Genomic DNA, 19480 nt, shown 5'->3' with positions numbered 1-19480 from the left:
AACGGGCCGCGGGCGCGGCCGGCGGCACGGACACTGCCGGGGCGGCATCGGCGGGTGCGGCGACGGGCGTGGCCGTTGCGGGTACCGCAGGATCCTGCGCGTAGACCGCGCCACACAGCAGGGTCAGGGTGAACGCCACCGCTGCGGCGGACGGACGCGGCACGCGCACCGGGCGGAACAGGGAACGGTCACGACGGGTCATGCGGAATCTCCGGTGCGCGGCGGGGTGGGGCCATCCTTGCGGCCTCCCGCAAGAACGAAACTGCCCAGGCGGTGGAAGCCGCGCATGCTGGCCTTGAGGACGTCGGTGGTGGAACGCAGGAACGTATCGCGGTCATGGCGACCCCACAGCTTCACCCAGATATCGGCACGGGCGAAGGTGGAGGTGACCAGCCAGCGTTCCTGCTCCAGGGTCAGCTCGCCGAACTGGATGCTGATCCCCTGGTCGTCGCGGTCATGCCGCACTTCGGCCGGCAGGCGCTGGCTGCGCTGGCGGTGCGCCAGCTCGACCTCGACGTGGGTCCCGGGCTGCACTGGCTGCGACTGATCCAGCCGCAGCGCCATGCCACCGGTGGAGAAGTTCAGCGTTCGGCACGGCAGTGCCTGGCCGTCGGGCAGGTGCAGTACAGCGCGCATGTTGAGCGGCACGCGGTGCGAGCGACGGATCTGGCGCTGTTCGCTGGAGGTGGCGATCACCGCGCCCAGCATGATCATGTTGTAGACGGTCCAGCCCAGGTTCAACCAGATCGTATTGACCTCGCCGCTGGTCTCGGCCATCACCATCCGCACGATGCCGGCCACCACGCCCAGCAGGTTCAACAGCAGCAGCAGCAGATACGGGCGGGCGATCTGTGCATCGAAATAGCTGCGCTGGACCAGCCCGCCCTTGGCGGTGACGTTGAACTTGCCCAGCTTGGGGTTGATCACCGCCATCAGGGTCGGCCGCAGGATGTACCAGGCCAGGGTGGTCTCGTACACCTCGTTCCACAGCAGATGGCGATGCTTGCCCTGCACACGCAGGTTGGTGAGGTTGGCCATCACGATGTGCGGCAGCGCGTAGGCCAGGATCATCAGCGCCGAGGCGTGGATGACGTGGGCGCCGAAGAACAGGAAGGCCAGCGGTGCGGTCAGGAAGATGATCCGTGGCAGGCCATAGAAGAAGTGCAGCATCGCGTTGGTGTAGCAGATCCGCTGCATCAGGCTCAGCCCCTTGGCGAACATGGGGTTGTCCACCCGCAGGATCTGCGCCATGCCACGGGCCCAGCGGATGCGCTGGCCGACGTGCGCCGAGAGGCTCTCGGTGGCCAGGCCGGCCGCCTGCGGCACCGGGATGTAGGCGCTGCGGTAACCGGCGCGGTGCAGGCGGATCGCGGTGTGCGCATCCTCGGTGACGGTCTCGATCGCCACCCCGCCGACTTCCTCCAGCGGGCCGCGCTTGATCACCGCGCAGGAGCCACAGAAGAAGGTCGCGTTCCACTGGTCGTTGCCATCCTGCAACAGGCCGTAGAACAGCTCGCCTTCGTTGGGCACGCGGCCGAAGTTGCCCAGGTTGCGCTCGAACGGGTCGGCCGAGAAGAAGTAATGGGGCGTCTGCACCACCGCCATCTTCTCGTCGAACAGGAACCAGCCCATCGACATCTGCAGGAACGAGCGGGTCGGCATGTGGTCGCAGTCGAAGATGGCCACGTATTCGCCCGTGGTCTTCTTCAACGCCGCATTGATGTTGCCGGCCTTGGCGTGATTGTTGTTGGTGCGGGTGATGTACTTCACCCCGATCTCTTCGCAGAATTCGCGGAATTCCTCGCGGCGGCCGTCATCAAGCAGGTAGATGTTGAGCTTGTCGGCCGGCCAGTCCAGTACCGTCGCCGCCAGCACTGTGGTGCGCACCACCGAGAGCGGTTCGTTGTAGGTCGGGATGAACACATCCACGCTTGGCCACAACGACTGATCTTCGGGCAGCGGCATCGGCTTGCGGTGCAGCGGCCAGGCCACCTGGAAGTAGCCCAATACCAGCACGATGAAGGAGTACACCTCGGCGGCCACCAGGCCCAGCCCCAAGGTGAGATCCACGAAGCTGCTCATGCCCATGGTGTCGGTCAGGCGCCAGTACATGTAGCGCGTGGACATCACCAGCGACAGGCCCATCAACACCAGCGGGATCAACCGGCTTTCGCGATTGCGCAGGCACAGGGCGATCAGGAACACCACCGCAGAGAACAGGAACTGCTGGCCGATCTCCATGGGCACGGTGATCACGAAGGCCAGCAGCATGGCGCCGCCGACCACCAGCGCAAGCAGCGCCAAGCGGGCCAGAACGGCATCCCCTCTCGGGGTGGAAGTTTTGCTCATGATGTTCCCCAACACGGCCGCAGGCAGCGGCATCCCCTTGCATCAGCCGGCCCGTCGCCTCGCCCCGAAAGGCGTGACGGACGATCACCGGCTACGTTTCAACCCTGGCGCAACCGGCTCAGCGGGCTGTGCCCCGGCGTCGCGCTGCGCGCGCCCGCCAAGCGCTGGAACAACTGTTCCAACGGTGTTTTCTGTGCCGGTGCGGCACTGGCCTGTGTTTCCACCGGGCCAGCGTGGGCCGGCGCAATCACCGCTGCGGCACTGGGGACCGGCGGCAGGACCACGGCCGGAATTGGCGGCGGCGCCTCGTCGCGCGGCTTGGCCACCGTGCTGACGCGGGACTGGCTGTGAGAGAAATCCCGGTAAGCACGCGTGTCATCGCGGTCCCCCAGGCGGTTGAAGAGACCGGCCACGTCGTCGTGGCTCTCTGAATCGGCAGGTTGCTGAAGCTTGCTCATGGCACCATCGAAAGGGGGAGAGATTCAGAACACACGCGAGAGCGTGTACGTGGCTACATCAGGATGATCGCTCTGCAGATAGCGCACATCCAGCACCGACATCATCCCGGCGGCGTGGAACCACTGCCGGTACACACCTTCGAGAAACCCGGTGTCCCACCCGGCGCGGGCGCCGAGCACCGCCGACAACGGCGAGGCGGCGTGATGGATGCGCACCTGTTCGGGCGCTTCCTCGAATACGACCAGCCCCCACTCCGTCGACGACCACACGGCATTGGCCGCATGCTGCAGTTCCTCAAGCGTCGCCACCGCCGGCAGCGCATGGTCACGGCCGAAGCGCTCACCGATACGCGCCATCAGCCGGGACAGCTCGGCATCGGGCAACGCACTGTCGAACTCTTCGCAGAGCGCAAGCAAAAAGCCGCGCCACTGAGGAGAGCACGAATGGGCACGGTAGTAATCAAGCAATGCTGATGAATTCATCTGGGAAGCCTAGACGAACCACGATGCAGAGGCGGTATACGGGCAATTACCGGCATCGATGTCGGTCAAAAGTGTGAACTACGCCTCACATTATTGTGGCACATCTGGCATTCCTGCATAGCAAGCGCGCTGCGTCGCTTCCTGACGCGCCGCGTCACCCGCCGCCACCGGGCTGAACGGAAACGCGGGATACCCGTGGTGCCGAGCGGCCGTGAGGGCAACCCGTGGCCTCGCCCCTACCCAGGCAGGGCGTGCGGAAAAGTGTGACGCCGCAGCGTATCGCCCGCCCCGGCGCAACGCTCAACCCTCGGCCGGCAACTCGAACACCTGCCGCAGATACGCCAGATAACCTGGGTCATCACACATGCTCTTGCCGGGTGAATCACTCAGCTTGGCGACCGGCTGGCCGTTGCAGCGGACCATCTTGATGACGATGTTGAGCGGGGTCGGCCCCAGGTCGTTGGTCAGGTGCGTGCCGACCCCGAAGGCCACCTGGCAGCGGCCGCGGAAGTAATCGAACAGCTGCATTACCTTTTCGATGTTCAGCCCGTCGCTGAAGACCAGCACCTTGCTGCGTGGATCCACCCGGCGGCTTTCAAAGTGGGCCAGCATGCGGTCGCCCCAGGTGAAGGGATCCCCGGAATCGTGGCGGACGCCGTCGAACAGCTTGCAGAAGTACATGTCGAAGTCGCGCAGGAAGGCCTCCAGCCCGACCACGTCCGACAACGCGATACCGAGGTCGCCGCGGTACTCGCGCGCCCAGGATTCCAGCGCCGCCACCTGCGAATCGCGCAGGCGCGGGCCGAGTGCCTGGAAGGCCTGCAGGTACTCATGGGCCATGGTGCCGTGCGGGGTCATGCCGTAGAGCCGGGCGAAATGCACGTTGCTGGTGCCCACGAACTGCGCACCGAGCGCGTCGCGCAGCATCGGCAGCATCCGCCCGTGCCACTGGCGCGAGTAACGGCGGCGGCTGCCGTAATCGGCGATCCGGCACAGCTCGAAGCCGGGGGTATCGCGCAGCAGCGCGGTCTTGGCCTGCAGCCGGCGCTCGCCCTCGCTGAAATCCGAGTCGGTGGTGTTGCGGAACCAGACCTCGTTGATGATCGCCAGCAGCGGGACTTCGAACAGGATGGTGTGCAGCCACGGCCCGGTGATGTCCAGATCGATCTCACCGGGCACGGTGGTCGAGGGGCGCAGTGCGATGTACTTGCGGTCCAGGTGGAACAGGCCGAGGAAATCGGCGAAATCCGGTTTGACGAAGCGCAGGCCGCGCACGTAATCGAGCTCTTCGGCGCTGAAGCGCAGGCTGCACAGGTGGTCGATCTCGGCGTTGATCTGGTCGATGAACTGCGCCAGGTCAATGCCCGGGGTCCGGCACTTGAACCGGTACTGCACCTGCGCGCCGGGGTACTGATGCAGCACCGCCTGCATCATGGTGAACTTGTACAGGTCGGTGTCGAGCAGGGACTGGATGATCATGCTGGAGAGTATGCGCCTGCCACCGTGTACGACCAACGGCCGGTGCCCTCAGCGTGGGATGCGTTCACGACACGTATCGCCCCGGTGCCGAAGCGAGTACGCGGCCCTCTACCGGCGGCGGAGCAGACGCGGCACCTGCGCCAGCGCATGCGCCCAGATCGCGCCCCACACGGCACAGCGCACCGGCCATGCTCGTTGCGGCGCCTCGAATTTCCGGAAGTACCGCCACAGCCCGCGGTGCTTGTGCCACTCCACGAAAAACGGCCGTGAGCGGCTGGAGACGCCGCGTACATGCGTGACCTGCAGGTCGTTGGCGATGGCGATCACCGCGCCGGCCTCGCGTGCGCGCCGGCACAGGTCCAGATCCTCGGCGTGCAGGCGGTAGCCCGCATCCCAGCCGCCGATCCGGTCGAACAAGGCGCGCGGCATCAGCAGCAATGCGCCGGACAGGGCCGGCACCACCTGCAGCGGCTGGCTGCGGTCCACCGGGATCGCCAGCTTGCCGCCCTGCCCGGGGTTGCGCAGCATCGCGGCGAAATCCGGATCACGGCGGCGCACCGCATCGTCCGGCGCACCCTCCTCGTCCACCTGCTCGACCCCCAGCAGACAGTCACCCAGCGGCAGTGCGCGTTCGCGCAGGTGGGCCAGGGTCTCCGGGCCGACCATCAAGTCCGGGTTGATGAAGGCCAGCCAAGGTGCCTGGCTGTCGGCCACGCCCTGGTTGTTGGCGGCGGCAAAGCCAGGATTGTCCGGATTGGCGATGAAGCGCACCCGCGGATCGGCGCTGGCATGGCGCTGCACGATCTCCAGGGTGCCGTCGGTGGAATCGTTGTCGACCACGCGGATTTCGGCGATGTCGCGCGCCTCGCGCAGGCGCAGCAGGCAGGCGTCCAGCGTGCTGGCGCTCTGGTAGCTGACGATGATGGCGGCGATGGCAGGGCTCAAACGGGCGACTCCGGGGCGGCAATGACAGGCGGCGCGAACAGATCGCCCTGCGCCTTCGGCATTATCGCCTGCCGGTGGTGTTGCTGCAGGTCGTGGCGTGCCTGCTGCAACGGATCGACCATCAGAAAGCCGGCCAGCCGCGGCGGCCAGGCCGGCCAGCGCGTCGCCAACGCCTCCATGTCGCCCTCGCCGGTCACGCCTTCGGCAACGCGGGCGACGAAGGCGGTCTCGCACAGCGCGTTGCGCCAGCCGAGCCCGGCCATGCGCAGGCTGAGGTCGATCAGCGCCGCATTCCACGACGCGTAGCTGTGCATGTCCAGCCCGCCGGCCTTGCGCCGGGCATTGCCGCGCAACAACACCGCATGGGTCACCGCCGAGGGCAGTTCGGGATGCAGCGGCGGCATCGCCGCGCAGGCCTGCGCCAACGGTGCCAGATCCAGGTCATCGGGCAGCGGATTGATCTCGCCCAGGCGCGGCCAGGCGGCCGTCTCACCGGCATTGCACCACGGCGTGGCCGAGCCGATCGAGGCATCGCGGGCCAGGCACGCCTCCAGCTGCTGCAACCAGCCCGGTGCCGGGATCGCATCCGGGGCGAGCACCACCACGTCGGCGCCGGTACATGCCGCGAGCATTTCATCCAGATGGGCGACTTCGCCGATCGCGCGGGCGCGGCGGGTGTACTCGGCCTGCAGCGGCGTCTGTGCCAACCAGTGTTCGATCACGGCCTGGGCACGCGGCCCGGCCTGACCGTCATCGGCCAACCAGATCGCGGTGCCTGGCGCGGTGCCGGCATCGAGCGCGGCCAGGCAGCGGTCCAGCGCGGCATCGTCGCCCCCGATCGGCAACAGGATGACCGTGCTCATGCCGACCTCCGCGTGCTGCCGTCTTCGCCGTGTCGCTGTGTCATCGCAGGCTCCCTTGGGCGCGGCCAGCGTAACAAGATCGGCCCCTGCGATGACAGCAGGGGCCTGGCATTGCTCAGCGCTTGCCCTTGCGCTCGGGGAACGGCTCCATCGCACGGAAGCGGCTGCTGTACTCGTCGGTCAGGTTCCGCGACTCCTGTGCGTTGCGCACGATGGTCGGGGTCAGCAGCACGATCACTTCGGAGCGTTCGGACTTCAACGTCTTCCGGCCAAACAGCGCACCGATCACCGGCAGCTTGCTCAGGCCCGGTACGCCACTGGAGCCGTCTTCGCCGGAATCGGTGATCAGGCCGGCGAGCATGATGGTGTCACCGCTCTGCACCGCCGCTTCGGTGGAGATCTTGCGGGTATTGATCGGCGGGTTGCAGGTGGTGCGGGTCGGGTCGCAGCCGCTGGGGATCGCGCCGGCCGAGCTGACCTCCTGCACGATGTCCAGGAACACCACGCCATCGCGGGTGATGCGCGGGCGCACTTTGAGGATCACGCCGGTATCCAGGTACTGGACCTGGCTGTAGGTGTTGTCGCCGCCCACGCCGGTATTGACCGACACCGAGTTGATCGGAATCTGGGTGCCCACGTTGAGGGTGGCTTCGGCGTTGTTGCGCACGAACAGCGAGGGGGTCTGCAGCAGACGCAGGTTGCTGACCTTGTCCAGCGCGCTGACCACGGCGGCGGCGTTCTTGCCGAGGAAGGTCCAGCCGACCCCATCACTGCCGACCGAGCCGGAAATGCTGCCCCAGATCGAACGGCCAAGCGCGCTGGGCAGGTCGATGCCGCTCTCGGTCTTGCCGGTGGCCACGGCCTGCTCGAAGAACCAGTTGACGCCGTAGCTCAGATCGCCGGTCAGCGCGACCTCGGCGACCTGCGCTTCGATGTGGACCTGCATCGGCATCACGTCGAGCTTCTCGATCACCTCGCGGATCGAGCGCCAGGCCTGTGGGGTGGAGCGCACCAGCAACGTATTGGTTTCCTCCACTGCGGACACGCCGACCGTATCGCCCTGCACCTCCAGGCTGAAGCTGGCGTTGCCGGACTGGCGCTGCGGCAGACTCATCGTGCCTTCGCCCAGCCCACCGCGGCTGCTGCCGTTGCTGCTGCCGGAGTTGGAGAAATTACTGTTGTTGCTGTTGCCATCGCGGCTGCCGATGTCCATCGGCGACGCGCCCGGCGCCAGCGAACTGCTGCCGCGGCCGCTGCGGCCGTTCTCATTGGCGAACGCCTCGGCCAGGCGCTCAGCCAGGTCCTTGGCCTTGACGTAGCGCAGCTCGTAGGAGAACAGCCGCGCGCTGCCACCGGCGGTATCGATGCGGTCCAGCCACTGCTGGATCTGGTCGAGATAGCGCGCCTGCGGGGTGATTACCAGCACCGCGTTGGCATTCTCCAGCGGCAGGAAGCGGAACATGCCGGCGCTGGGGGTTTTGCTTTCCTCGCCGAACACTTTCTCCAGATCGGCGGCCACCTGCTCGGCCTTGCCGGACTGGATCGGGAACACGCCCACGGACATGCCCGAGAGCCAGTCCACGTCGAAAATCTCGACCGTGCGCAGGTAGTTCTCCAGTTCGCTGCGGGTACCGCCGAGGGTGATCACGTTGCGGCCGTTGTCGACGTTGACGATCGCGTTCGGGCGCGCGTACGGCTCCAGCACTTTCTTCATCTCGGTGGCGGAGATGTACTGCAGCGGCACCACGCGCACTTCGAAGCCACGCGCATTGGCCGGCGAGGCGGTGCTGGGTGACACGGTGCCAGCCAGCGCCTGATCGGCGGCCACGATGTTGTAGCGGCCTGCGCTGTAGACCATGCGTGCGTTGTTCCAGCCCAGCACCATTTCCAGCAGGTTCAAGGCCTGCGCCGAGGAGACCGGCTTGGGCGTGGCCAGGGTCACGGTGCCCTGCACGCCCGGTGCAATTACATAGTTCTGGCCGAGGAAGTCGCCGAGGATCGCCTTGACCACGGCGTGCACCGATTCGCCTTCGAAGTTGAAGGTCGCATTGCCGGTGGAGGCATTGCCCAGCGACGGCTGCGGCGCGGCGGCAGCGCTGCGGTTGATCATGGTGCCGGTGCCGCGGCGGATCACCGCCTGCGGTGCACTGCTGGTTCCCAGTGGCTCGGCATCGACGCCTGCGTGGGATCCATCGCCGGCGACCACCTGGTGGCTGTCGAGGACCGCATCGCGGCGCACCTCCGGCGCGGGCACGGTGGTGCAGCCCACCAGCAGGGCGACAAGGAAAGACACGGAGAAAAGGCGCAGGGTCATGCTGTCACTCTAAGGGTTGTGGCCGGAGCCGCCCGCGGGCGGTTGCTGCGACTGCTGTTGCTGCTGCTGTTGCTGTTGTTGCTGCAATTGCTGGCGGCGCGCCTGGATGCGCTCGCGGATCGCCTTCATCTGGTCTTCGCTGGGGCCCTGCGCGTTCTGCGCGGGGGCCGCCGCAGCCGAGGGCGTCCCTGCCTGCGGCGCAGGGGGTGCAGCCGGTGGTGGCGCGGGCATCGGTGCCGCCGCGCCATTGATCGGGCGGGCGCCGGTACCGGCCGGTGGCACCGTGGTGAGCTGTGGGCTGCCCAGCACCGTCGGCGGTTCGCCGCCCTGCCCGTTGAACACCGGCAGTTCCAGCGTCTGGGTGCCACCCGGCCCGCTGACAGTGGCCCGGCGTGGTTCCAGCGCCAGCAGCTGCCAGCCGTTCACCGCTTCACCGTTCAAGCGCAACCGCAGCGACTGGCGTTGATCGGTGGTCAGGATGGCCATGGCGAAGTCAGGCATGAGCAGCACGCCGGTCAGCGAGACACTGCTGGCGGTGCCCTGCTCGGTGCCGCCGAGCAGATACGGGCGTGGCTGCCGGTCTTCGGCGAACAGCGGCCGCGCACCGATCTGTGCGTAGGTGCTGGCCGAGGCCATGCGCTCCGGCGCTGCCGGTGCCAGCTGCGGCAACGGCCCGGGGCCGATATCGCCCTCCGTGGCCGGCGCGATACGGCTGCCCAGCCCGAACAGCGTGGCGATCCAGATCGCCAGGGCCCACAGCGCGATGCCCCCCAGCCACCAGGTGCGCAGGCCGGCTGCTTCAAACTTCATGCTCGACCTCCTCGGCAGCGTCCGGTGCCGGCGCGGGTTCGGCCGCATCGCTGGGCGGGGCCGCACCTGGGTCAGCGTTCTGCCCAGCGTCCTGTCCCGGCGGCAGCGGAAGGGAGGAGGGCACCGGCGTACCAGGCTCCAGCGCGGCGCCTGGGCGCAGATAACCGACCAGTTCGAACGACACGTCCAGGCCGGTGCCGGTTTCACTTGGCGATTGCTGGAAGCGCTGTGCGAGCAGGTTGAGGTTGTCTACAAACAGGCGCGGTGTCCCCGTTTCCAGCGTGTGCAGCACCGCGGCCATTTCCGGCACGCCGCACCGCAGCCGCACCTGCAGGGCAACGCGCGGAAACGCCGGTTCACGGCTGGCATCAGGCAGCGGCGTGCGGTTGCTGATCGTGCAGCTGCGATTGCCCGGACTGGCCGAGGCCACCGCATCCTGCAGACGGCTGGAGAGCGCGGCGGCGGCCGATTCGGCCGTGGCCTCGCGCAGGAAGCCGGGGCGGCCCTCGAGCGCCGTCTGCACCTCGCTCAGTTGGGTGGCGATCTGGCCGCGCTGCGCCAACTGCGCCTCCACGCGCTGCTGGCGCTCCTGCACGGCAGTGATGTCGGCGTTGATCGCCAGCAACGGGCGCGTCAACCACGGATGCACCAGCAGCAGGTAGGCCACGGCGATCACCGCCAACAGCAGCCCCAGTGCCAGCCAGCGATCACGGCGCGTCGGATGTGCTGCCATCGGCAACCTCCTTGGCAGGCGGTGTCGCACCGGGCAGCGGCTGCAGCTCGGCAGTCAGCGTGAAACGGTCGCGGCCGCTGGTCGCCCCATCGGCCTGCAGCACACCGGTCAGGTTGACCTTGCGCCACAGCGGCGAGTCCTGCAGCAGCGGCACCAGTTGCGAGGCTTCGCGGCTGAGCCCGATCAACTGCAGCGTGGTGCCTTCGATCGACATTTTTTCCAGATAGGTGCCATCGGGCAGCAAGCGGGTAAGTTCATTCCAGATTTCCACGGTGCTCGCATGCTCGGCACGCTTGCCCTCCAGGAACGCGGCGCCTTCGACCAGACTCTGCAGTTGCTGCCGTTCGGCGGCAACCCGACGCGCATCACGCGCGGCGGCATCGACCTGCTCACGCAACTGGTCCGCCGCGGCTTGCCGATTGTCAATCAACTGATGGCCGGCCAGCGCAAGCAGCACGATCGCGCCCACGGCCAGGATCCCGTTCCAGCGCGCCATCGGGTCGCGATACGGCTGCCGCTGCGCGCCCGGAAGCAGATTGACGTCCAGCGGCTGGCCCGTGGCATCCACCGCATCGACGCCGGCCACGGCCTGCGCCCACGGCCCGGCCTGCTGCGCCCACTGCTCCAGCTGCACGCGCGGGATCACCACCAGCTCTACCTGCAACTGGCCATCCGGCAGCGCGCCCAGCTCGCGCACGTCGTAGCTGACCTGGCTGGCATCGAAGGGGGTCTGCCGATCAATCTCAAAACCGACCACATCGCGCAGCCGCTCCGCGGCCGCCGCGGGCAGCCGCAGCGGGCGCCGCAACACGCTGCCGGCAGGCAGCAACCAATGCCGCGGCAAGCTGCGCAGGCGCACATCCAGCACGGTATCCAGGGTGGCCGGTGATACCGGCCAGGGCAGCTCGGCGATCGCCTCGATCTGCTCGCCCGTCTGGCGCTGCAGGCGCAACACCTCACCATCGCGCTGCAACAGCAGCCGCGAGCGCGACCAGCCCATCGCCCATTGCCACCGCACCGGCAGCCAGGCCAGCAACGATTGCCGCCACCAGCGCAGGCTGCTGCCCACGCCAGGCGACAAGCGCCCGCGGGCCCGCACCAGACTGTCACGCCATGCCGTCATCTTGCTGCCATTCCCTGTTCCCAGCGAAGTACTGTGTATGCCGTTCCCGGCATGCCTGCCGAGCCCATCCTCACCACGGCGCGCAGTACCGATATCCGGCCGCGTTCGTCCGTGGCGCGACTCTCGATACTATAGGTGCCGCTGCCACCTGCAAGCGGTGCGGCCGGTAATCCGGCCTGATCGGCCGCCGCCGCACGTTCCCGCTCGGCCAGCAGGCGTTCGGCATCCAGCCCCAGCGCGGTCAATACCGGGCCGGCTGCAAAACGTGGGTCTGGACGTGCCTGGCGGCTGTACAGGGTCAGCATCGGCTCGATCCGCGCATACAGGTCTGCCTCCATGCCCAGCACGCGCTGCAGTTCGCCCACGGTCTCGAAACGCGCATTGCGTGCGCCGTACGGACGGCCCGCAGCGACGTAATCGGGCGTCTCCGCGCCGCCACCGGGTTGTTTGAGGCTGTCGGCATCGCGCCAGTCGACGATGGCGCCGGCCAGCTGCTGGGCGCGCCCGGGCTCTTCCCCCATCGCGCGCAGGAATGCGCTGAGCAGGCTAACGTCGGCCAGATTCAGATTGATCTTGCCGTTCTCGTCGAGAATCGTCAGATCGATCCGACGCGTATCGAAGGTCCACCGGTAGCGGCGGCCATCGGCTACCCAGGCCGGCTGACTGGCGCGGGGCTGCAGACGATGCAGGGCATATTCGAGCCCCGCGCGCGCGTACTCCTGGCCGATGGCGTCGTCGCCGATCACGCGCTGCTGCATGTGCTCCACCCGCGCGCTCAGCGCGAATGCGCCGATCACCGCCGTGAGCAGCGCGATCAGCCACAGCACCAGCACCAGCGCGGCACCGCGCGCCGGCCTCATTGGCGATCTCCGCGCGGTGGCGGGAGCGCTGTGATCATCGGTGGCCACGCCGGCCCCTGCAGCGGCGCGATCTCGATCGACACCAGCAGTGGCAGGCGGCGGGTGTCTTCCCAGCGGTCCAGCCATTCGGTCAGCTGGCCGGTGCGCGGATCGGTGCCGCGATAGCGGAAGCGCACCTCGCGCAATTGATCGGCCAGCATCTCCGGCGGGCGCGGCGGGTCTTCTTCGATCGCCTCGCCGTTCTGCAGCAGGGTCAGCCCGATCTCCAGTTGTTCCTGCCCACCGGCGCGGCGCACCTGCAGCTCATGCGCATACGGCCCGCCGCGGCCGAGGTAGCCGGGCAGATCGGAGACAAACAGCATCCGCTGCGGCTCGCCAATGAAGTACACCGGGTCACGGGTGGGATCCGGCGGCGAGGTCGCGATCACCAGTGCCGTCGACAGGCGACGCCGCAGAAAGCCTTCGACCGCGCGCATGCGCTCGTTCTGGGCGGCCATGCGCTCGCCGCGCTGGCTGATCGCCATGGCCGAGCGCACGGTGGCGAAGGCCAGCGCCAGGCCGCCCACCAGCAGCGCGGTCGCCAGCAGGATTTCGATCAGGGTGAAGCCGCCGGCGCGGCGCGCGCGCAGCGTCATCGCGGTGTGCCCGCTACCGGCGGCAACAAGCGCAGGCTGCGCCATTGCAGCTGCTCGCCGTTGCCTTCGCCCCAGCGTACCTGCAGCGTGATCTGCGCCAGGGTCGGGCCACCAACATCGGTGGTCACCGGCGCGGTGGTCGTACGCGGCTCCGCGTACGGCTCCACCTGCAGTTGCCAGTGGTACTTGCCCTGCTCCCACTCGCCCTGCGTGCTGCCTTCCTGCAGCGGAGCCTCCACGCCGGTACTGGCCAGCAGCGACTGCGCATACAGCGTGGCCCGGCTGCGCACGTCGGCCTGGCCGACCTGGCGCGCGGCACCGGACAGGCTGCCCAGCAGCAAGGTCAACGCCAACGCCAGCAGCGCGAAGGCGATGATCACCTCCAGCAGCGAATAGCCGCGCTGACGCTTCATCCACCCTCCCGGCGCGGACCGGCACGGACTTCGCCGGTGATCCAGCCGACATGGATCTCCCACACCGCGCCGCGCGTGCTGAGGTCGATGCTGCCGCCACTGGCCGCGCCGTCGGCGAAGAAGGCGATGCTGCCCTGCCCCGGCGCGGTGCTGAGCTGGCTCGCACCGCGGAACTGGACCTCCAGCGCGGCGGGAATCTGCCCGTGGCGACCATTGGCGGCCTGCCACGTCCGCGCGCGCGGGTCGATCACGAAGCGCTGGGTCTGGCCGGTGGCGATGGCCTGGGTGCGCGTGTAGCGCAGCTGGGTCGCGATTTCCTTGCCAGCGTTGCGCAGGCGCAGGCCGTCGATGCCACCGCTCATCGCAGTGGCGGTCACTACACCGATGATGGCGATCAGCGCCACCACCAGCAGCATCTCCAGCAACGACAGACCGCGCACATGAGTGCCCGTGGGCACGCGATGCGGCGGTCTGCTCGGCACGGGCCACAGCGCTCCCAATGCCGATTACTCGTACCGGATGTCCGCGTCGTAACTGCTGCCACCGACCTTGCCGTCCTTGCCCAGGCTGATCAGGTCGTACGGCTGGCTTTCGCCCGGCACGCGGTACTCCAACGCATGACCCCACGGGTCATTGAGGTCGGCAGGCTTGGCGTACGGGCCGAGCCAACCCGCGCTGCCGCTGGGCTGGGTGACCAGGTCATCCAGCTTGGCCGGCAGCTTGCCGGTGTCGAGCTGGTAGTTGTCGATCTTGCCGGCCATGGTCTGCACCTGCGCCTTGGCGATGTTGGCCTTGCCGCGGTCGGCGCCGCCGAGTACACGGCTGCCGACCAGGGTCAGCACCGCACCGATCAGCACGATCACGATGATGATCTCCAGCAGGCTCATGCCGGACTGGTGGCGCGCGGAAGAAAAGCGGGTCAGGCGACGGCGTTGCATATGGCAGGCTCCTTGCATCGAATCGTTGGGGTATTCACCAGCGGCCGGTCAGCCGATGGCATTGGTCAGGTCGTACAACGGCACCAGCACGGCCACGATCACCAGGCCGACCACCGAGGCCAGCACCAGGGTTATCACCGGCACCAGCGCCGACAGCAGCCGGTCGATCGCGCGCGCGCTTTCCTGTTCGAACGTATCGGCGGTCTTGAGCAGCATCGTATCCAGCGCGCCGGATTCCTCGCCGACCTGGATCATCTGCAGCGCCAGGCGCGGAAAACGCTTGCCGCGCGCCAACGATGCCGACAGGCCGTTGCCGTTCTTGACCTCGTCACTGGCTGCATCGACATCGGCGGCCAGCGCGCGGTTGCTCAGCACGTTGCGCGCGATGCCCAGGCCGGACAGCAGCGGCACGCCGTTGCGCAGCAACGTGCCCAGGGTGCGGGCCAGGCGCGCGGTTTCCAGCTTGGCCAGCAGCGGGCCGATGCCGTTGCGCTGCAGCAGCCAGCCATCCATGGCCAGGCGCGTGGCCGGTTGCCGCAGCCGCCGCTCCACCACCAGCGCGATCACGGCCGGTACCACGATCATGATGATCCAGCCTTCGCGCACGATCAGGCCGGCGGTGAGCACCCACTGGGTGAACCACGGCAGCGCGACATCCAGGCTTTCGTACATCAGCGCGAACTGCGGCACCACGTAGCCCAGCAGGAACAGCAGCGCACCGCCGACCACCGCCAGCAGGATCGCCGGGTAGATCAGCGCGTTGATGACGCGGCCTTTCAGCTCAGCACTGCGCTCCAGGTAATCCGACAGCCGCTGCAGGGTGTCGTGCAGGCTGCCACCGGCTTCACCGGCGCGCACCATGTTGATGTACAGCCGCGAGAACAGCCCGTGCTGGCGCTCCAGCGCGGTGGAGAGCGGCGCACCGCCGCGCACGATGTCGCGGATGTCGGTGACCACCCGGCGCGTGCGCTCGTCTTCGGGCAGTTCCAGCAGGATGCTGAGCGCACGGTCCAACGGCTGCCCGGCACCGAGCAGCGTCGCCAGTTGCTGGGTGAACTGCACCAGCCCACCGCCGTCGAACGGTTTGCGGCGCAGCAGCGCCGCCCAGGACGACGCCCCCGCGACACCTTCGCTGGCCAGGCGCGCCTCCATCGGCATGTGACCCTGGTCCTGCAGGCGCGCGGCCACCTCGGCTTCGCTGGCTGCGTCCATCTGGCCCTCGAACAGTTCGCCATGCGCGTTGAGCGCCTTGTAGCGGTACTGGGCCATGCTCAGCCGCTCACCGTGTGCCGGCCGCAGGCACGCATCAGGATTCCTCCGTCACGCGCAGCACTTCTTCCAGCGTGGTGTGGCCCTGCAGGGCTTTGGACAGGCCATCCTCATACATGGTGCGCATGCCGGCCGCGCGCGCGATCTGTTCGATCTCGCCCATGCCGGCGCGACGCATCACCGCGCTGCGCAGCGCATCGTTCATCACCAGGAACTCGACGATGGTGGTCCGGCCCAGATACCCGGTGGGCGCGATCGCCGAGGGCTGTGCGCGGTAGAGGAAAATTTCTCCCTCCGGCTGCAGACGGCGCAGGCCGAATTTGTCGATCTCTTCCGGCGAGGCACGGTAGCGCTGCGCATGCTGCGGCTCCAGCCGGCGCACCAGGCGCTGGGCGAGGATGCCGTTGATGGTGGAGGTCAGCAGATAATCTTCCACGCCCATGTCCAGCAGGCGGGTGATGCCGCCGGCGGCATTGTTGGTGTGCAGTGTGGAGAGCACCAGATGCCCGGTGAGCGCGGACTGGATCGCGATGCGGGCGGTTTCCAGATCGCGCATTTCGCCGATCATGATGATGTCCGGATCCTGGCGCACGATGCTGCGCAGCGCGTTGGCGAAATCCAGCCCGATCTGCGGTTTGGCCTGGATCTGGTTGATGCCTTCGATCTGGTATTCGACCGGGTCTTCGACAGTGATGATCTTGACGTCGGCGGTATTGAGCTGGCTCAGCGCGGTGTACAGCGTGGTGGTCTTGCCCGAGCCGGTGGGGCCGGTCACCAGCAGGATGCCATGGGGCTGCTCGAGCACCTTGCGGAACTGCGGCAGGAACGCCTCGGTGAAGCCCAGCCGATGGAAATCGAACACCACCGTATCGCGGTCGAGCAGGCGCATCACCACGCTTTCGCCATGCGCGGTGGGCACACTGCTGACACGCAGATCGAGCTCCTTGCCCTGCACGCGCAACATGATGCGGCCGTCCTGCGGCAGGCGGCGCTCGGCGATATTGAGCCGCGCCATGATCTTGATACGGCTGATCACCGCGGCCGTGAGATTGACCGGCGGGCTTTCCCCTTCGATCAGCACGCCATCCACGCGGTAACGCACTTTCAGGCGATTCTCGAACGGTTCGATATGGATATCCGAGGCGCGCAGTTCCACCGCCCGCTGGATGACGAGGTTGACCAGCCGGATCACCGGCGCTTCGGAGGCCAGATCGCGCAGGTGTTCGATGTCGTCGACCGCAGCGCCCTCCCCGTCGGCGGTCTCGATGATCGCGCCCATCGCGCTGCGGCCCTGGCCGAACCAGCGCTCGATCAGATCATCGATCTCCGAGCGCAGGCCCACGTGCAGGCGCACCGGCAGGCCCATCGCCAACTGCACCGCATCGGCCGCATACGGGTCCTGCGGATCGGACAGCCACAGGTCGAGCACGCCGTCCTGGAGTACCAGCGGACAGACATGGAATTGTTTGAGGAAGCGCAGCGTCAACGGCAGGCCATCGAGCAGCGCTTCGGGCGGCGCCTCCGGCACGGCCTTGGCATCGAGCAAAGGCAGGCCGAGCACCTCGGCACAGGTCTGTGCATGGTCGCGCTCGGAGACCAGCCCCAACCGCACCAGCAGACCGAGCAGGCTGCCGCCGGACTCACGGTGCAGCGGACGCGCGCGGGCCAGGTCGCTGTCCTTGAGCCGACCTTTCTCCAGCAATACCCCGACGATGCGGGATTCGGCGGTGGCTTCTGCAGTGGGATCCTGGGCAACCGCGTTCAAGAACATTCTCCTGGCAACCGCTGCGACTTTAGCAGTTCACCGCGATCGTACGCGGGATTGCACACGGTCCAGACGTAAAAACGGGAGCCCGTCACATGACGGACTCCCGTTGGGGTTCTACCGGTCTTACTGGTTGGCGAGGATGCTCACACCGCTGAACGCGGACTCGCCGACCACCTTGATGTAATACGTGCCGGCCACCGGTGCGGTGAAGCGCACGGTTTCACTGTTGCCCGGACGCGTGGACTTGGCATCGAACGCGGTCGCGGTCGGCTCCTTGCCCTGGCTCACGTACACCGACACATTGCCGCTGCCACCGTAGGTGAGCAGGCTCAGCACCTTGCCGGCCTGCGCCTCGAAGCTGTACAGCACTTCGCTGCCACCGGCGCCGCTCAGGCCACCGACGGCGACCTTGTTGGTCAGCGGCGTGGCCACCGGGCCGCAGTTCTCGGTGCACTCTTCTTCCAGCGCCTTGTCCAGGGCGGCCTTGGCATCGACGATGCCGGTGCCGATCGGGGTGGCGGTCGGGATGGTGACCGGGAAGGCCCGTGCGGTCTGCTTGAGCAGGGCTTCCAGCGCAGCCGGGGTGAGTGGATCCTTGCCGGCCGCCGCGACCGCGCCCTGCACCAGCGCTGCCACCGCCGCGACATGCGGAGAGGCCATCGAGGTGCCGGCCATGCCCACGTAGCTGTAGGCACCGGAGGTCGGCGTGGTCAGGCCGTTGTAGCCGGACTGCCACACGTAACCGCCCGGGTTGCCGTCCACGCTGCCACCGCCGCCCGGGCCGGACAGGTCCACCACGGTGCCGAAGTTGGAGTAGTAGGCGATCCCACCGGTGATGCGGGTGGCGCCGACCGCCACCACGTTGGCGCAGCTGGCCGGACGGAAATTGGACGCGTTGGAGGCCGAGTTGCCGGCGGCAACCACCACGGTGGTGCCGCGCGACACGGCGCCGTTGATGGCGTCCTGGTACAGCGCATCACACGCGCCGCCGCCGCCCAGGCTCATGTTGATGACCTCGGCCGGATTGGCGTTGGCCGGGATGCCGGCCACCGTGCCACCGGAGGCCCAGGTGATCGCATCGGCGATGTCGGACAGGTAGCCACCGCACTTGCCGAGCACGCGGACCGGCAGGACGCGCGCCTTGTATGCAACGCCAGCCATGCCCACACCGTTGTTGGTGGACTCGGCGATCGTGCCCGCGACGTGGGTACCGTGCCAGGAGCTGTCATCGGCCAGCGAGCCGGCATAGCACTCGTTGTCGTTCTCGACCCAATCACCGTAATCCAGCGCACCCGGCACGCGCTCGTCGGTCGGACGGCGCGAGGTTTCCGCATCACTGATGAAGTCGTAACCGGCCAGCAGATTGCCGGAGAAATCCGGATGCTGCGGCAGGATGCCGGTATCGAGCACCGCCACCACCACGCCTTCGCCCTGGGCGATGTCCCACGCCGCCGGCGCATTGATGCCGCCGGTAGCGCTGTTCAGATGCCACTGGTACTGCGCGTAGTACGGATCGTTCGGCACCAGCTGCGGGGTCGCGTCGCGCGGGCGCACATCGGTGCGCTGCAGCTTCACGTCCACTTCGGCGTACTGCACGGAGGGATCGGCCTTGATCTCGGCCAGCACCTTCTGCAGTTCGGCCGGGCTCAAGCGGCCCTGCAGGCGGATCAGATCGGCACCGACACCGAGCTTGCGCACGATCTGCGGGTTCACCGCACTGGCACGGCCGGCGGCGGAACCACCGACACTGGCGCGGGCGACCGCCGACTGCACGGCCGTCAGCTTGGCCGAACGGTCCGTGGCCGCTGCGGTGCCGGCACGGTATTTGACGATGATCCGCTCTGCGCCTTGGGCGGAGGCTGGTTGGCGCACCGGTTCCTTGGCCGGCAGACCGGCTGCATAGGCGCTGGCGCCTGCGGACAACGACAGCACGGCGGCTGCCAGCACATTGATGCGAAGGTTCTGCTTACTGGTCACGTTGACGTCCTCTTCAAGGTCATGGATCAAACGACTGTTCAGGCCAACACTCCATGCGAGCTC

Annotated in this window: 19 protein-coding genes; all 19 read right to left on the bottom strand. The window is 67.7% G+C overall.

Translation table 11 applies throughout. The features are described from left to right. Positions 1 to 202 (bottom strand): hypothetical protein (locus tag ACE026_RS06490; RefSeq protein ID WP_486038427.1); only part of this gene is annotated, 202 nt, incomplete at its 3' end. Further along, the gene (gene bcsA, locus ACE026_RS06485) at positions 199 to 2349 is read right to left on the bottom strand and encodes a UDP-forming cellulose synthase catalytic subunit (RefSeq protein WP_486038426.1); all 2151 of its coding nucleotides are present in this window, start codon (positions 2347 to 2349) and stop codon (positions 199 to 201) included. The genes bcsA and ACE026_RS06490, both read right to left, overlap by 4 nt. A 98-nt stretch (positions 2350 to 2447) precedes the next feature. Further along, a complete protein-coding gene (locus tag ACE026_RS06480; protein ID WP_486038425.1) occupies positions 2448 to 2807 on the bottom strand; it encodes a hypothetical protein in 360 nt (119 codons plus the stop codon). Positions 2808 to 2831: 24 nt separating this feature from the next. Beyond that, positions 2832 to 3290, bottom strand: a complete 459-nt coding sequence (gene bcsD / locus ACE026_RS06475; protein WP_486038424.1) for a cellulose biosynthesis protein BcsD — start codon at positions 3288 to 3290, stop codon at positions 2832 to 2834. Between the two features lie 300 nt (positions 3291 to 3590). Beyond that, positions 3591 to 4769 carry a nicotinate phosphoribosyltransferase gene (gene pncB, locus ACE026_RS06470; RefSeq protein WP_486038423.1) on the bottom strand — a complete coding sequence of 393 codons (1179 nt, stop codon included), beginning with the start codon at positions 4767 to 4769 and terminating at the stop codon, positions 3591 to 3593. A 108-nt stretch (positions 4770 to 4877) separates the two neighbouring features. After that, positions 4878 to 5714, bottom strand: a complete 837-nt coding sequence (locus tag ACE026_RS06465; RefSeq protein WP_486038422.1) for a glycosyltransferase family 2 protein — start codon at positions 5712 to 5714, stop codon at positions 4878 to 4880. Beyond that, positions 5711 to 6577, bottom strand: coding sequence for a glycosyltransferase family 2 protein (locus tag ACE026_RS06460; protein WP_486038421.1), 867 nt, complete (start codon positions 6575 to 6577; stop codon positions 5711 to 5713). Before ACE026_RS06460 ends, ACE026_RS06465 begins: the two co-directional genes overlap by 4 nt. A gap of 115 nt (positions 6578 to 6692) precedes the next feature. After that, positions 6693 to 8891: a type II secretion system secretin GspD gene (gene gspD, locus ACE026_RS06455; protein WP_486038420.1), complete on the bottom strand. Its 2199-nt coding sequence runs from the start codon at positions 8889 to 8891 to the stop codon at positions 6693 to 6695. A 9-nt stretch (positions 8892 to 8900) separates the two neighbouring features. Then, positions 8901 to 9701 carry a hypothetical protein gene (locus tag ACE026_RS06450; RefSeq protein ID WP_486038419.1) on the bottom strand — a complete coding sequence of 267 codons (801 nt, stop codon included), beginning with the start codon at positions 9699 to 9701 and terminating at the stop codon, positions 8901 to 8903. Further along, positions 9691 to 10434: a type II secretion system protein GspM gene (gene gspM / locus ACE026_RS06445; protein WP_486038418.1), complete on the bottom strand. Its 744-nt coding sequence runs from the start codon at positions 10432 to 10434 to the stop codon at positions 9691 to 9693. The genes ACE026_RS06450 and gspM overlap by 11 nt, the downstream gene beginning before the upstream one ends. Then, complete coding sequence (locus ACE026_RS06440; RefSeq protein WP_486038417.1) at positions 10409 to 11557, bottom strand: PilN domain-containing protein; 1149 nt, start codon at positions 11555 to 11557, stop codon at positions 10409 to 10411. The genes gspM and ACE026_RS06440 overlap by 26 nt, the downstream gene beginning before the upstream one ends. Continuing rightward, entirely contained in the window at positions 11554 to 12417 is an 864-nt protein-coding gene (locus tag ACE026_RS06435) for a type II secretion system minor pseudopilin (protein WP_486038416.1), read from the bottom strand. Before ACE026_RS06435 ends, ACE026_RS06440 begins: the two co-directional genes overlap by 4 nt. Continuing rightward, positions 12414 to 13046: a type II secretion system protein J gene (locus ACE026_RS06430; RefSeq protein ID WP_486038505.1), complete on the bottom strand. Its 633-nt coding sequence runs from the start codon at positions 13044 to 13046 to the stop codon at positions 12414 to 12416. The genes ACE026_RS06435 and ACE026_RS06430 overlap by 4 nt, the downstream gene beginning before the upstream one ends. A gap of 2 nt (positions 13047 to 13048) precedes the next feature. Next, the gene (xpsI, locus tag ACE026_RS06425; protein WP_486038415.1) at positions 13049 to 13465 is read right to left on the bottom strand and encodes a type II secretion system protein XpsI; all 417 of its coding nucleotides are present in this window, start codon (positions 13463 to 13465) and stop codon (positions 13049 to 13051) included. Next, a complete protein-coding gene (xpsH, locus tag ACE026_RS06420) occupies positions 13462 to 13923 on the bottom strand; it encodes a type II secretion system protein XpsH (protein ID WP_486038414.1) in 462 nt (153 codons plus the stop codon). Before xpsH ends, xpsI begins: the two co-directional genes overlap by 4 nt. Before the next feature lie 48 nt (positions 13924 to 13971). Beyond that, on the bottom strand, positions 13972 to 14403 hold the full coding sequence (gene gspG / locus ACE026_RS06415; RefSeq protein ID WP_313209244.1) for a type II secretion system major pseudopilin GspG: 432 nt from the start codon (positions 14401 to 14403) through the stop codon (positions 13972 to 13974). Positions 14404 to 14451: 48 nt separating this feature from the next. Continuing rightward, complete coding sequence (gene xpsF, locus ACE026_RS06410) at positions 14452 to 15672, bottom strand: type II secretion system protein XpsF (RefSeq protein WP_486038413.1); 1221 nt, start codon at positions 15670 to 15672, stop codon at positions 14452 to 14454. Between the two features lie 37 nt (positions 15673 to 15709). Further along, the gene (gene gspE, locus ACE026_RS06405; RefSeq protein WP_313209242.1) at positions 15710 to 17437 is read right to left on the bottom strand and encodes a type II secretion system ATPase GspE; all 1728 of its coding nucleotides are present in this window, start codon (positions 17435 to 17437) and stop codon (positions 15710 to 15712) included. A gap of 126 nt (positions 17438 to 17563) precedes the next feature. Continuing rightward, entirely contained in the window at positions 17564 to 19417 is a 1854-nt protein-coding gene (locus ACE026_RS06400) for a S8 family peptidase (protein ID WP_486038412.1), read from the bottom strand. Between the last annotated feature and the right edge of the window lie 63 nt (positions 19418 to 19480).

The sequence above is a fragment of the Stenotrophomonas sp. AGC87 genome (genome assembly GCF_057333975.1).
The sequence above is the reverse complement of the archived record's forward strand: the minus strand, read 5'-3'. Positions and strand labels throughout refer to the sequence as shown.

Bases quoted from the DNA above. Each gene is read 5' to 3' on its own strand.
- bcsA (WP_486038426.1), bottom strand. From the start codon at position 2,349: ATGAGCAAAACTTCCACCCCGAGAGGGGATGCCGTTCTGGCCCGCTTG.
- ACE026_RS06480 (WP_486038425.1), bottom strand. From the start codon at position 2,807: ATGAGCAAGCTTCAGCAACCTGCCGATTCAGAGAGCCACGACGACGTG.
- bcsD (WP_486038424.1), bottom strand. From the start codon at position 3,290: ATGAATTCATCAGCATTGCTTGATTACTACCGTGCCCATTCGTGCTCT.
- pncB (WP_486038423.1), bottom strand. From the start codon at position 4,769: ATGATCATCCAGTCCCTGCTCGACACCGACCTGTACAAGTTCACCATG.
- ACE026_RS06460 (WP_486038421.1), bottom strand. From the start codon at position 6,577: ATGAGCACGGTCATCCTGTTGCCGATCGGGGGCGACGATGCCGCGCTG.
- gspD (WP_486038420.1), bottom strand. From the start codon at position 8,891: ATGACCCTGCGCCTTTTCTCCGTGTCTTTCCTTGTCGCCCTGCTGGTG.
- ACE026_RS06450 (WP_486038419.1), bottom strand. From the start codon at position 9,701: ATGAAGTTTGAAGCAGCCGGCCTGCGCACCTGGTGGCTGGGGGGCATC.
- gspM (WP_486038418.1), bottom strand. From the start codon at position 10,434: ATGGCAGCACATCCGACGCGCCGTGATCGCTGGCTGGCACTGGGGCTG.
- ACE026_RS06440 (WP_486038417.1), bottom strand. From the start codon at position 11,557: ATGACGGCATGGCGTGACAGTCTGGTGCGGGCCCGCGGGCGCTTGTCG.
- ACE026_RS06435 (WP_486038416.1), bottom strand. From the start codon at position 12,417: ATGAGGCCGGCGCGCGGTGCCGCGCTGGTGCTGGTGCTGTGGCTGATC.
- xpsI (WP_486038415.1), bottom strand. From the start codon at position 13,465: ATGAAGCGTCAGCGCGGCTATTCGCTGCTGGAGGTGATCATCGCCTTC.
- gspG (WP_313209244.1), bottom strand. From the start codon at position 14,403: ATGCAACGCCGTCGCCTGACCCGCTTTTCTTCCGCGCGCCACCAGTCC.
- xpsF (WP_486038413.1), bottom strand. From the start codon at position 15,672: ATGGCCCAGTACCGCTACAAGGCGCTCAACGCGCATGGCGAACTGTTC.